Raw genomic sequence first — 12,883 nt, 5'->3', positions numbered from 1 at the left:
AACGTTGTTTTCCACCCGTTTCCTTGAGTGCGACATCGAAGTTTTTTTTGGAACGATTGTCGGACAAATTCCTCTGTCTCTGAGGAATTCGGCTGCCGGAGGGGGAAATTGAGGCTGGAATGGAAAATTCTTACGAGCTGCATGCGGCGGGATGTCAGATTCTGTCGCAAATGCCCTCAAGTCCTGTCGCCAACAACTTCGGCAGCCTCGGCTATGATTCGCAGCGGTCGATAAAGAGGCGGATCGGCCCGGTTTATCCGGCACGGTGTGTGCATCCACAGGTTCACAGGTCGGCAACCCCTCCCCGTGATGCGAGGATTGCCGTATAACGAATGACATTCGCGTGTTTGGTAATAAAGGACCCACAATAAAAGCTGATGAAGACTCCAAAACGCATTGAACCCCTGATCGAGGACGGTCTGGTCGACGAAGTGCTGCGTCCACTCATGAGTGGCAAAGAAGCAGCTGTTTATGTGGTGCGCTGCGGCAATCAGTTACGTTGCGCAAAGGTCTACAAGGAGGCGAACAAACGCAGTTTCCGCCAGGCGGCCGAGTATCAGGAAGGCCGCAAGGTTCGCAACAGCCGACAGGCCCGGGCGATGGCCAAGGGTTCCAAGTTCGGGCGCAAGGAAGCCGAAGACGCCTGGCAGAACGCCGAAGTCGCGGCGCTGTTCCGCCTGGCCAACGCCGGTGTGCGTGTGCCCAAGCCGTACGACTTCCTCGAAGGCGTGCTGCTGATGGAGCTGGTGGCCGATGAATACGGCGATGCCGCGCCGCGTCTGAACGATGTGGTGCTGGAGCCGGATCAGGCCCGCGAGTATCACGCGTTCCTGATTTCGCAGATCGTGCTGATGTTGTGTACCGGTCTGGTGCACGGTGACCTCTCGGAGTTCAACGTGCTGCTGACGCCGACCGGCCCGGTCATCATCGACCTGCCGCAAGCGGTGGACGCCGCCGGCAACAACCACGCGTTCAGCATGCTCGAGCGTGACGTCGGCAACATGGCTTCGTACTTCGGTCGCTTTGCCCCGGAGTTGAAGAAGACCAAATACGCCAAGGAAATGTGGGCGCTGTACGAAGCGGGTACGTTGCACCCGGCCAGCGTGCTGACCGGCGAGTTCGACGATCCCGAGGACCTGGCCGATGTCGGCGGGGTGCTGCGCGAGATCGAAGCGGCGCGTCTGGATGAGGAGCGCAAGCAAGCCATCCGTGCGGCGGACGACGAGCCCAAGGGCAAGTCCGACGAACCGCCTCCGCCACCGTGGATGCAGTGAGCATCTGAAAAACAAAACCCGGCTTCGGCCGGGTTTTACACATTCAAGGATTGATTGTGATCAGCACTTCCCGCAATGCCCGGCTGATCATCACGGCGCGGCTGATCTCCGATTTCGGCGCGTTCCTCAACATGGTTGCGCTGGCCACTTATGTCTACCTGCTGAGCAACAGCGCGATGAGCGTGGGGATCTTTCTCGCCAGTCGCGTGGGCGGCGGGATTTTCGCCAGCCTGATCGGCACCGCGTTTTATCGTCGATGCAGCGGTCGCGTGCCGTTGATTGCCTTCGACCTGCTGCGCGCCGCTGTGCTTGGGCTGTTGCTCATCGTGCCGGTCAGTCAGCAGGCGTTGTTGCTGCCGCTGATCGCGTTCGGTCTGGGCTTTGGTAATTCGATGTTCGCCATCGGCCTCAACAGCCAGTTGCCGCGCTTGATCGAGCCGGCGCAGTTGCTCAAGACCAATGCCTGGATCACGTCCGCCTCGTCCATGGCGATGGTCGGCGGCAGTCTGGTGTCCGGGCTGCTGGTCGCGGGATTTGGTTTTGAAACGGTGTTTGCGCTGAATGCGCTGACCTATCTGTTGGCAGCAGTGTTGATTGCGCCGCTGCGGTTCAGCGCACCGGAGCCGGTGGTCGAATCCAGCGCTAAACAGGGTGAATGGTCGGCTTTGCTGCAAGGCCTGCGCAGCGCTCCGGTGGTGGCCGCGATGCTGGCGGTGACCATGGCTGACACCCTTGGCAGCGCTGCTCACAACGTCGGTTTCCCGATCATTTCCAGACTGCTCACGCCGGACTCAGCCAGCACCACGCTGGGCCTGATGCTCGCGGTCTGGGCCGCCGGCAAGCTGCTTGGCGCGCGGATCGCCAGTCGCCTCAACGGCTCGGAAAACATCCATCTGGAGCGCCGCTATTTCGGCGGCGTGTTGCTGATGTCCTGCGGCTTCATCCTGATGTTCCAGCAGCACAGCGTCGTTGGTCTGTTGCTGTTTTCGCTGCCGGCCGGACTGGGTGACGGTTTCTCGGAAGTCGGCCTGATGTCACGGCTGCAACGGGAACCGGAGCCCCTGCGCCTGCCGATCTTCAGCTTCCTGACGCTGTTGCAGATGACCGGGTTCGGCGTCGGCATGCTGATCGCCGCACCGTTCTATGAGTGGTGGGCGCCGGGTGCCGTGGTGCTGTTGTTCCACGGCATTCCCCTCGCCACAGTGCTGTCGATGAAAGTCCTGCTGCTCAGGCGCGGGCGGGTTGCGCGCAGCAGCCCGACGCCAGTTCCTTGAGGATCGGGCAGTCCGGGCGATGGTCGCCGTGGCAGTGTTCGACCAGATCCTGCAGGGTGTCGCGCAGTTCGCCGAGTTCGCGGATCTTCTGATTCAGCTCGTCGATGTGCTGGCGGGCCAGGGCCTTCACATCGGCGCTGGCGCGTTGGCGATCCTGCCAGAGCGTCAGCAGCTTGCCGACTTCCTCCAGCGAAAAGCCCAGGTCCCGCGAGCGCTTGATGAACGCCAGCGTGTGCAGGTCATCGTCGCCGTAGACGCGATATCCGCTGTCGGTGCGATGGGCAGCCTTGAGCAGACCGATCGACTCGTAGTAACGGATCATCTTTGCGCTCAGGCCACTGTGGCGGGCCGCTTGGCCGATGTTCATCGGTTGTCCTCCAGATCCTCGGGTTTCCAGGTTTTCAACAGTAGCGCATTGCTCACCACGCTGACGCTCGACAGGGCCATCGCCGCGCCGGCCAGCACCGGATTGAGGAAGCCGAACGCCGCCAGCGGAATGCCGATCAGGTTATAGACGAAGGCCCAGAACAGGTTCTGGCGGATCTTCGCGTAGGTCTTGCGGCTGATCTCCAGCGCCGCCGGCACCAGCCGAGGATCGCCGCGCATCAGGGTGATGCCGGCGGCGTGCATGGCCACGTCGGTGCCGCCGCCCATGGCGATGCCGATGTCTGCGGCGGCCAGCGCCGGTGCGTCGTTGATGCCGTCGCCGACCATGGCCACGACCCCGGTTTTCTTCAGCTCGGCGACAGTGGCGGCTTTCTCCGCCGGCAGCACTTCGGCGTGGACGTTTTCGATGCCCAGCGCATCGGCGACCACCCGGGCGCTGCCGCGGTTGTCGCCGGTCAGCAGGTGGCTGTGGATGTGCTGGGCGGCCAGTTGTTGCACCGCGTGCAGCGCGCCGGGCTTGAGGGTGTCGCCGAAGGCGAACAGGCCGAGTACGCGGGGCGTCGGACTTTGCTCGATCAGCCACGACAGCGTGCGACCCTCGGTTTCCCAGGCCTTGGCAGATTCGCTCAGGTTTCCGGCGTTCAGACCGCTTTCTTCCAGCAAGCGCCGGTTGCCCAGCGCCAGGCGCCGGCCGTCGAGGCTGCCGGCGATGCCGCGCCCGGTCAGGGACTGGCTGTCGCTGACATCCGGTACGTTCAGGCTACGTTCGGCACAGGCATCCAGCACCGCTTTGGCCAGCGGATGCTCGCTGCCGCGTTGCAGCGCGCCGGCCGCTGTCAGCAGGGCGTTTTCGTCACCGTCGATCGCACTGAAATGCGCAATGCGCGGCGTGCCGGAGGTCAGGGTGCCGGTCTTGTCGAACACCACGGCGCTGACTTCATGGGCACGTTCCAGTGCTTCGGCATCCTTGATCAGAATCCCGTGCCGCGCGGCCACGCCGGTGCCAGCCATGATCGCGGTCGGTGTCGCCAGGCCGAGGGCGCAGGGGCAGGCGATCACCAGCACTGCGACGGCATTGATCAACGCGGTTTCCAGCGGCGCGCCGTACAGCCACCAGCCGATCAGCGTGGCCAGGGCCAGCAGCAACACGGTCGGCACGAACACCTGACTGACTTTATCCACCAGTTTCTGGATCGGTGCTTTCGCGGCCTGGGCGTCCTCCACCAGGCGGATGATCCGCGCCAGCACGCTTTCCGCGCCGAGCGCCGTGGTGCTCACCAGCAAGCGACCTTCGCCATTGATTGCCCCGCCGGTAACCTTGTCGCCCGGTTGTTTGGGTACCGGCAGGCTTTCGCCACTGATCAACGCTTCGTCAGCGTGGCTCTGGCCTTCCAGCACTTCGCCGTCCACCGGGAAGCGTTCACCGGGTTTGACCAATACGAGGTCACCGAGGCGCAGGGCGCTGATGGCGACGTCCTGTTCGCGGCCATCGATGACTTGAATCGCCCGCTCCGGGCGCAACGCTTCCAGTGCGCGGATGGCGCTGGCGGTCTGGCGTTTGGCGCGGCTTTCCAGGTATTTGCCGAGCAGCACCAGAGCGATGACCACCGCCGAGGCTTCGAAATACAGGTGCGGCATGCGTCCGTCAGCAGTCGCCCATTCATAGAGACTCAGGCCATAACCGGCGCTGGTGCCCAGCGCGACCAGCAAGTCCATGTTGCCGGCGCCGGCGCGTACGGCTTTCCACGCCGCCACATAAAAACGCGCACCGAAGATGAATTGCACCGGAGTGGCGAGGGCGAACTGCGCCCAGGCCGGGAGCATCCAGTGAATGCCGAACGGTTGCAGCAGCATCGGCAACACCAGCGGCAAGGCGAGGGCGATGGCGCAGATCAGCGCCCAGCGCTCGTGGTTCAGGCGTTGCTGGCGATTGTCGGATTGTGGATGTTCGAGTTCGAAGAGGCTGGCGGAATAACCGGCCTTGCTCACGGCGGCGATCAGGGTTTGCGGGTCGACCGCGCCGAGCAATTCGAGGTGGGCGCGTTCATTGGCGAGGTTGACGCTGACGCTTTTCACCCCCGGCACTTTATTCAGGGCACGTTCGATACGACCGACGCAGGACGCGCAGGTCATGCCGTCGATGTTCAATTCCACGGTTTGCTGCGGCACGCTGTAACCGGCGCGTTCGACCGCCTCCATCAGCGCCGGCAGGCTGTCGCCGGGGGCCTGCACCCGGGCCTGTTCGGTGGCGAGGTTGACGCTGACGGCGGTGGCGCCGCTGACTTTGCTCAACGCCCGCTCGACACGACCGGCGCAACTGGCGCAGGTCATGCCGCTGATGGGCAGATCGAACGTGATGGAATCGGACATCGGTCGTACTCCCTGTAGTGGATGCCTACAGGATCAACCTTGCCATGCTGGCAAGGTCAAGCGCCAGTTTCCGCTACCGGCTGCTCGCTTGTTCGCCTGATCGTTCCCACGCTCCGCGTGGGAATGCAGCCGGGGACGCTCTGCGTCCCAAAGCGTGACGCAGAGCGTCACAAGAGGCATTCCCACGCAGAGCGTGGGAACGAGCGGCAGGCCTTAGTAACCGAGGCCGGTCGGCTTGAGGTACATGCCTTCCTGGTTCATCGCGATGCGGAATTTCAGGATGTCGCCGGCATGCAGTCTGATCTCCTGCGAACCCGGCGCGAGCATGCCCGGGTTGCAGCCCGGCATTTGTCCCGGCAGCAGTTTCAGGCGCAGCGAGACATTGCCCGGCGGCAGGTTGAACGACGTGCTTTGCTCCTGGAACAGGCGCGCCGACAGTTGATCCTGGATGTACACGCCGATTTCGCACGAGGTCGCGACTTCCAGGCGCTCGCGGGAAATGATCAGCACCCCGTAATCTTCCCCGGCGGCATGCACCGAAGGGATTGCGGCAAAGAGGCTGAGAAAGCCAAACAGGCTGAAAGCTGACCAGCGCATGGCTGAATCTCCTGAATTCATGTCATTGATGCATGCAGCTTGGCCGAGCGCGGCGACGATTGCCAGCCCGGCAGTTTTTTGCAGAACTTGACCTTGCCATCGTGGCAAGCCCGAAACTGCCGGCAACCTCACTCAAAGGAGTCATTCCATGCAAGTGTTCACTGTTGAAGGCATGTCCTGCGGTCACTGTGTCAAAGCCGTCACCCAGGCGGTGCAGAGCAAGGATCCGGCCGCCAGCGTGCGGGTCGATCTGGCGGCGAAGGAAGTCGGCGTCGAAAGTGCGCTGAGTGCCGAGCAGGTGATCGAGGCGATCAGCGAAGAAGGCTACGCCATCAAACTCGCCTGATCTTTTTAATAGTTAGCGAGCTACCGGAATGTTCAAGGCGTCCTCGCGCGGCTAGACTGTCGGGCTGAACTCAACTCAACTCCCCGCCCGACCTGGACGCCTGATGAACTTCCGTACCCTTCTGATTCTCGGTGCCCTGACCGCTTTCGGTCCGTTGGCGATCGACTTCTATCTACCCGCGTTTCCCACCATGGCGCTGGCGTTCGGCACCGACGAGAAACACGTCCAGCTGACGCTGTCGGCTTACTTCTTCGGCCTGTCCATCGGTCAACTGGCTTACGGGCCGTTGGCGGATCGCTTCGGCCGGCGGATTCCGTTGCTGATCGGTCTCACGCTGTTCACGCTGGCGTCAGTGGCCTGCGCCTATGCGCCTAATCTGGAATGGCTGATCGGCGCGCGGCTCGTGCAGGCGCTGGGTGGTTGTGCGGGGATGGTGATTGCCCGGGCGGTGGTCAGCGACAAGTGCGACGCGGTGGGTTCGGCGAAAGTCTTCTCGCAGTTGATGCTGGTGATGGGGCTGGCCCCGATTCTGGCGCCGATGCTCGGCGGTCTGCTGGTCAACACGACGGGGTGGCAGTCGATCTTCCTGGTGCTGACGGTGTTCAGTGCCCTCGCTGGATTGGCGGTGGCCCTCGGCCTGCCGGAAAGCCTGCCGGCGCATGTTCCGCGTCAGCCGTTGTCCGGCGCGCTGCGTCAGTACGGTCGGCTACTGGCGGACCCGGTCTACATGGGCCATGCCCTGACCGGCGGCATCGCCATCGCCGGGATGTTTGCCTACATCGCCGGCTCGCCGTTCATTTTCATCAAGTTGTATGGCGTACCGGCCGAGCATTTCGGCTGGCTGTTCGGCACCAATGCGGCCGGGTTCATTCTGGTGGCGCAGGTCAATGCGCGACTGTTGGCCAAGCGTGGCCCAGCGTTTCTGCTATCGCGAGCGGTCTGGGTTTACTTCGGTGCCGGGCTGACGCTTCTTGCGGTCAGCTCTTTGCACACCGAGGCGCTGTGGCCATTGCTGATTCCATTGTTCATCTGCGTGGCCAGCCTGGGCTGCATCAGCCCCAATGCGGCGGCGTGTGCGATGAACGGGCAGGGTGGTCGCGCCGGCAGTGCTTCAGCGTTGCTCGGCAGCATGCAGTTCAGCGTCGCCGCCGGGGCTTCGGCGCTGGTGGGGATCCTGCACGATGGCACCGCCGTGCCGATGGCCATCGTCATCAGCTTGTGTGGTTTGCTGGTGGTGTGCACAGCGACGCTCACCCGGCGCATGCAGAATGCCCGGGCGCTGGCAAAGGCACAGACCGAAGTCTGAACGGAAGAACTCAGCCGACAGCGCGTTGCTGGCCGAGGTCGGGAATCTGGTGGGGCGCGCAGATACGCGCTTCGAGGGTGCGGGTGAAGGCTCGAGCTTCGGCCTCACTGCGGAAGGTCACGGCGTGTTGGTCGAGACGAACTTGCCACTGGGACTTTGCCACTTCTTTTATCAGGATCTTCATTGCTGACCTCCCGTACGTAAAAGATTGCATCGCAGAGGACTCGATTGTAGTCCTGAATACGATCGCAATTGTGACAAAGGTCAAGCATCTGACTGACGGCAAAAAAACACCGCAGCCCCCGAGCCAGCCACATCGGAGGCTGGAGAAGGCTGCGGTCTTGCGAGTTTTAGAAACCTTCTAAAACAATTTTCCCCTTGGCCTTGCCACTTTCCAGCAGTTCATGGGCGCGGCGCAGGTTGCTCGCGTTGATCGTGCCGAAGTGCTCGCCGACCGTGGTTTTCAACGTCCCGCTGTCGATCAGCCCGGCCACCCGGTTGAGCAGTTTGTGCTGCTCGATCATGTCCGGCGTTTCGAACAGCGAGCGGGTGTACATGAACTCCCAGTGCAGCGACAGGCTCTTGCGCTTGAGCTTGGTCACGTCCAGCGCCTTCGGATCGTCGATCAGCGCCAGTTTGCCTTGCGGCGCCAGGGCTTCGACCAGTTGGTCCAGGTGCTGGTCGGTCTGGGTCAGGCTGGCAACGTGGGTCACGTGGGTGACACCGGCGCGTTTCAGTTCTTCGCTCAACGGTTGGCTGTGATCAATCACCAGGTCAGCACCCAGCTCGGTCACCCAGTTGCGGGTCTCCGGGCGGGAGGCGGTGCCGATCACTTTGAGCCCGGTCAACTGGCTGGCGAGTTGGGTGAGGATCGAACCGACGCCGCCCGCCGCACCGACGACCAGCAGGCTCTGGCCTTCATCGGTATTGCCTTCGCGAATCTGCAGGCGTTCGAACAGCAATTCCCAAGCGGTAATCGCGGTCAGCGGCAGAGCAGCGGCTTCGGCGAAACCGAGGGTTTTTGGCATATGGCCGACGATCCGCTCATCCACCACGTGCAGTTCGCTGTTGCCACCGGCCCGGGCGATGGAGCCGGCGTAGAACACCTTGTCGCCGGCCTTGAACAATGTCACTTCACTGCCGACCGACTTGACCACACCGGCCACGTCCCAGCCCAGCACCTTGGCTGCGCCGCCTTCCGGCGCGACGTTCTGGCGAACCTTGGTGTCCACCGGGTTGACCGAAATCGCTTTGACTTCCACCAGCAGGTCGCGCGGGCCGGCTACCGGCTCTGGCAGTTCGATGTCTTGCAGGGATTTTTCGTCGCTGATCGGGAGCGAGGCGTAATAGACGATGGCTTTCATGGCGAACTCCGAAAGTGAATAAAGGAAGGTTTCAGGCGATGACGCGCAGGCGCTTGAGTTCGAAGTGTTCGAGGAACGCCTCGGCCTTGCTGCGGAAATGCTGGATATGGGCGCTGGCATCATGGGCTTGCAGGGCTTCGTCGCTGGCCCACTGCTCGATCATGTAGAAGGCCAGCGGGTTGGCCAGATCCTGGTGCAGTTCGTATTGACCGCAACCGGCTTCGGCGCGGGTCGGTTCGATCAGGGCACGCAGGTGCTGTTCGAGGGCGTTCTGCTGGCCAGGTCGGGCAATCAGGGTGGCGATGGCGGTGAAAGGCTGGGACATGTTCGACTCCGGGACGGGATGAATTCGATGGATGGCATGATTGGCTATTTCTGCCGGAGATAAAACCGGCTAAAAGAGCAGTCTCTTTCAATATTTTTTTGATAATCGGGGCTGACGATGCTGCGTTTCGATGACTTGCAGTTGTTTGTCCGGGCGGCGGATCTGGGCAGCCTGTCGGCGGCGGCGCGGGTAATGGACATGTCCGCCGCCGTGGCCAGTGCCGCGCTCAAGCGGATCGAGCAACAACTGGGCGCACGGCTGTTGGCACGCTCCACTCGCAGTTTGCGGCTGACGGCTGAAGGTGAAGGGTTTCTCGAATACGCCCGGGCGGCGCTGAGCAACCTTGATGAGGGTCGCCGCCTGCTGGCCAGCGGGCAGGATCAGGTCAGCGGAATTCTGCAGCTGTCGGCGCCCTCGGATTTCGGGCGCAACTTGCTGTTGCCGTGGCTCGATGATTTTCAGCGCGAACACCCGAAACTGACGGTGCGCCTGCTGCTGGGTGACCGCATCGCCGACCTGTTTCGCCAGCCGGTGGACATCGCCTTGCGCTACGGCGAGCCGGAGGATTCCAGTCTGGTGGCGTTGCCGATTGCCCCGCACAACCGACGGGTGCTGTGTGCATCACCGGCCTACCTGGCCCGGCACGGCGAACCGCTGCATCTGGAACAGCTCGCACAGCACAACTGCCTGCTTTATATGCTCGGAGGCCGGGTGCACGACCATTGGAGTTTCCACGACGGCAAGCGCGAGGTCGGCCTGACCGTCAGTGGCGACCGCTTCAGTGACGACGCCGATGTGGTGCGCCTTTGGGCTGTGGCGGGAGCCGGCATCGCTTACAAGTCGTGGCTCGATGTGGCCGGTGATGTGCTGGCGGGACGGCTGAAAGTGCTGTTGCCGGAGCTGCTCTGCGAACGCGCTCCGCTGAATCTGCTGTGCGCCCATCGCGCACAATTGAGTAAGCCGGTGAACCTTCTGAGGGAGATGCTCGCCAGCCGTTGCGCCGAATTGAGTAGCCGTTTTCCCGTTTTCCAGAAGTCTGACCATTAGTCGCAGGTAAATAGCGAAATTTCTCTCAGGAACAATCACCAACCACGGCCGCTCCGGCGCAGGACGGCGCGAGCAACCCGCTTATACTAGCGGCCGCCTGATGCCCGCACCAAAAGGCCGATGCGAGAACGATCAGACCGCAACCGGCCGGGTAGGGACGAGGGTCGCGACAGTGCTGCGGTTTCCTTGCTGCGGCGCGCTGCCTCGCTTGGGCTCAAGGTATTTTGCGCGCCTTGGCCGACGACTGATTACTGGTCAAGATGTCTATGAGCTGTAGACGATACGATTCAACAGGGAGTGAATAGATGGAACATGCACCTTGCATCAGCCAGATCGCCACGTTGCTGGCCGATCCCAAACGCAGCGCAATGATGTGGGCGCTCATGGATGGCTCGGCGCGGCAGACCGAGGAGCTGGCGTTGCTGGCGGGGCTATCGCCGTCATCGGCCAGTGCGCATCTGGGGCGCTTGTCCGCTGGCGGTCTGTTGAAGGTCGAGGCGCGCGGTCGCAAACGCTTCTTCCGCCTGGCGGCTCCCGAAATCGGCGCGGCCATCGAAGCGCTGGCCAGCGCCACGTTGGCCAGCGCTCCACGAGAAATCCCCGACGTATTCAAGCGTGCCTCGCCGGTCGTCAGACCCCAGGCGGCGCCTTCGTCACTGCTTCGCGCGCGGTTTTGCGACGACCATCTGGGTGGAACGCTGGCCGCCGACCTGTACCAGCGCCTGCTCGACGCCGGCTGGATCGAGCAGCTTGAACATAGAGTGGTGGTCACGCACAAAGGCTCGACACAACTGGCCGGGCGCGGGGTGTACATCCAGGCGCTGGCCCACCGCAACGCTCAGGTGGCGTGCGCCTGTCCGGACTGGAGCGAGCGTCGCCCGCACATGGGGGGCTCGCTGGGCGCGGCGTTGCTGCAGCTGTTCATGCAGTCGGGCTGGCTGGTGCTGCCCAACGATTCCAGAGCCCTGCAACTGACGGCGGCGGGCCAGCGGGAAATTCATCGTTTCGCCTGTGAAACCGAGCTGGAAATGGCGTTGTAGAGCGCTTTCTTCCACTGGCTTGCTACTGAACGTCGTCAACGGCTGCGAACACGTCGCATCTGGCACAGGCGCGCAACCGCTATCGCGCACACTCGATCCGGGGACTTTTCGGATTGAGGAGGTGGCATGGACACGGGAAACTTCAGCGCGGCAGATCGACTGGAGCGCCTGCCAGTCAGCGGTTATCACCGGATCATCTTCATCATCATTGCCCTGGCGTTTTTTTTCGACTCCATGGATCTGGCGATGATGACCTTCCTGCTCGGCTCGATCAAAGCCGAGTTCGGCCTGAGCAGTGCGCAGGCTGGCCTGCTGGCCAGTTCGAGTTTTTTCGGCATGGTGCTGGGGGCGTCGCTGTCCGGATTACTGGCTGATCGGTTCGGTCGCAAACCGGTGTTCCAGTGGAGCATCGTCTTGTGGGGACTGGCCAGTTACCTGTGCTCCACGGCGCAGACGGTCGAGAGCCTGACGCTGTTTCGCATCCTGCTGGGAATCGGCATGGGTATGGAGTTTCCGATTGCCCAGTCGATGTTGTCGGAGTTGATTCCTGCCCAGCGTCGGGGTCGTTACATCGCCTTGATGGACGGTTTCTGGCCGCTGGGTTTCGTCGCGGCGGGCGTGCTGTCGTATTTCCTGCTGCCGTTGATTGGCTGGCGCGACATCTTTCTGGTGCTGGCGGTGCCGGCAGTGTTCGTGCTGGCGATCCGCTTTTTCATTCCCGAGTCGCCGCGCTGGCTGGAACAGGCCGGCAAGCATGACGCGGCGGACAAAGTGTTGCGCGGGATCGAGGCGCGGGTACAGGCCTCACTCGGTGGTGCTGCATTGCCGGAGCCGGTTCGTCTGCCACGCAGCGTGTCCCCGCCGGGCCATTTCCTTTCGGCACTCAAACAGATCTGGTCACCGCTGTATCGCCAGCGCACGACGATGATCTGGAGCCTGTGGTTCTTTGCGTTACTCGGCTTTTACGGTCTGACGTCCTGGCTCAGTGCGTTGTTGCAACAGTCGGGTTTTGCCGTGACTCAGTCGGTGTATTACACGGTGCTGATTTCCCTCGGCGGGATTCCCGGCTTCCTGATGGCGGCCTGGCTGGTGGAACGTTGGGGACGCAAGCCGGTGTGCATCGTCACGTTGCTCGGCGGCGGAGTGATGGCGTTTCTGTACGGACAAAGCGCGGTGTTTGGCGGCAACGTGGCGCTGCTGATCGGCACGGGGCTGTTGATGCAGTTTTTCCTGTTCGGCATGTGGGCGGTGCTCTACACCTACACGCCGGAACTGTATCCGACCTCGGCGCGGGCGACGGGCTCGGGGTTCGCCTCGGCCATCGGGCGCGTGGGGTCGTTGCTCGGGCCGTTGGTCACCGGGCTGGTGTTTCCGATTACCGGGCAGGGCGGGGTGTTTGCGCTGGGGGCGCTGTGCTTTGCGATTGCGGCGGGAGTGGTGTGGCTGTTCGGGATGGAGACCCGGGGCAAGACGTTGGAAGAGCTGACTGAAGCAGTTGTGCGCTGAGACCTGAAAAGCCGTTCGAACACGGGCGTGTTCGAACGGCTTTGTAC

13 protein-coding genes are annotated in these 12,883 nt (G+C 62.6%); 7 read left to right on the top strand and 6 right to left on the bottom strand.

Annotated elements, in window-relative coordinates:
- Positions 1-377: 377 nt before the first annotated feature.
- The gene (locus tag GQX66_RS27425) at positions 378-1,274 is read left to right on the top strand and encodes a PA4780 family RIO1-like protein kinase (RefSeq protein ID WP_011332300.1); all 897 of its coding nucleotides are present in this window, start codon (positions 378-380) and stop codon (positions 1,272-1,274) included.
- Positions 1,275-1,333: 59 nt separating this feature from the next.
- The gene (locus GQX66_RS27420; protein ID WP_240872123.1) at positions 1,334-2,548 is read left to right on the top strand and encodes an MFS transporter; all 1,215 of its coding nucleotides are present in this window, start codon (positions 1,334-1,336) and stop codon (positions 2,546-2,548) included.
- Here GQX66_RS27420 and cueR read toward each other — a convergent pair.
- The 3 genes from cueR to GQX66_RS27405 form a co-directional block, all read right to left on the bottom strand.
- A complete protein-coding gene (cueR, locus tag GQX66_RS27415; protein ID WP_007958485.1) occupies positions 2,502-2,915 on the bottom strand; it encodes a Cu(I)-responsive transcriptional regulator in 414 nt (137 codons plus the stop codon). The genes GQX66_RS27420 and cueR overlap by 47 nt on opposite strands.
- The gene (locus GQX66_RS27410) at positions 2,912-5,305 is read right to left on the bottom strand and encodes a heavy metal translocating P-type ATPase (protein WP_240872064.1); all 2,394 of its coding nucleotides are present in this window, start codon (positions 5,303-5,305) and stop codon (positions 2,912-2,914) included. Before GQX66_RS27410 ends, cueR begins: the two co-directional genes overlap by 4 nt.
- A 213-nt stretch (positions 5,306-5,518) precedes the next feature.
- Positions 5,519-5,902, bottom strand: a complete 384-nt coding sequence (locus GQX66_RS27405) for a hypothetical protein (protein ID WP_085609268.1) — start codon at positions 5,900-5,902, stop codon at positions 5,519-5,521.
- A gap of 148 nt (positions 5,903-6,050) precedes the next feature.
- On the opposite strand from GQX66_RS27405, the gene GQX66_RS27400 reads away from it, so the two are divergent.
- Together GQX66_RS27400 and GQX66_RS27395 are read left to right on the top strand one after the other, a co-directional pair.
- Positions 6,051-6,248 carry a cation transporter gene (locus GQX66_RS27400; protein ID WP_007958490.1) on the top strand — a complete coding sequence of 66 codons (198 nt, stop codon included), beginning with the start codon at positions 6,051-6,053 and terminating at the stop codon, positions 6,246-6,248.
- Between the two features lie 103 nt (positions 6,249-6,351).
- Positions 6,352-7,554 carry a multidrug effflux MFS transporter gene (locus tag GQX66_RS27395; protein ID WP_240872063.1) on the top strand — a complete coding sequence of 401 codons (1,203 nt, stop codon included), beginning with the start codon at positions 6,352-6,354 and terminating at the stop codon, positions 7,552-7,554.
- Between the two features lie 10 nt (positions 7,555-7,564).
- Here the strand turns inward: GQX66_RS27395 and GQX66_RS27390 are convergent, their stop codons facing one another.
- The 3 genes from GQX66_RS27390 to GQX66_RS27380 form a co-directional block, all read right to left on the bottom strand.
- Entirely contained in the window at positions 7,565-7,738 is a 174-nt protein-coding gene (locus GQX66_RS27390; RefSeq protein WP_011332306.1) for a hypothetical protein, read from the bottom strand.
- A 166-nt stretch (positions 7,739-7,904) separates the two neighbouring features.
- Positions 7,905-8,918: a zinc-binding alcohol dehydrogenase family protein gene (locus GQX66_RS27385; protein ID WP_240872062.1), complete on the bottom strand. Its 1,014-nt coding sequence runs from the start codon at positions 8,916-8,918 to the stop codon at positions 7,905-7,907.
- 31 nt (positions 8,919-8,949) lie between these two features.
- A complete protein-coding gene (locus GQX66_RS27380; RefSeq protein WP_240872061.1) occupies positions 8,950-9,243 on the bottom strand; it encodes a putative quinol monooxygenase in 294 nt (97 codons plus the stop codon).
- A 117-nt stretch (positions 9,244-9,360) separates the two neighbouring features.
- Between GQX66_RS27380 and GQX66_RS27375 the strand changes: the two genes are divergently transcribed.
- From GQX66_RS27375 to GQX66_RS27365, 3 genes are all read left to right on the top strand, one after another.
- The gene (locus GQX66_RS27375; RefSeq protein WP_007958495.1) at positions 9,361-10,290 is read left to right on the top strand and encodes a LysR family transcriptional regulator; all 930 of its coding nucleotides are present in this window, start codon (positions 9,361-9,363) and stop codon (positions 10,288-10,290) included.
- A gap of 305 nt (positions 10,291-10,595) precedes the next feature.
- Positions 10,596-11,330: a helix-turn-helix transcriptional regulator gene (locus tag GQX66_RS27370; RefSeq protein ID WP_007958496.1), complete on the top strand. Its 735-nt coding sequence runs from the start codon at positions 10,596-10,598 to the stop codon at positions 11,328-11,330.
- Between the two features lie 126 nt (positions 11,331-11,456).
- Positions 11,457-12,836 carry an MFS transporter gene (locus GQX66_RS27365; RefSeq protein ID WP_102688504.1) on the top strand — a complete coding sequence of 460 codons (1,380 nt, stop codon included), beginning with the start codon at positions 11,457-11,459 and terminating at the stop codon, positions 12,834-12,836.
- Positions 12,837-12,883: the final 47 nt, after the last annotated feature.

The sequence above is a fragment of the Pseudomonas sp. B707 genome (assembly GCF_022496685.1).
Taxonomy (GTDB): Bacteria; Pseudomonadota; Gammaproteobacteria; order Pseudomonadales; family Pseudomonadaceae; genus Aquipseudomonas; species Aquipseudomonas paraglycinae.
The sequence above is the reverse complement of the archived record's forward strand: the minus strand, read 5'-3'. Positions and strand labels throughout refer to the sequence as shown.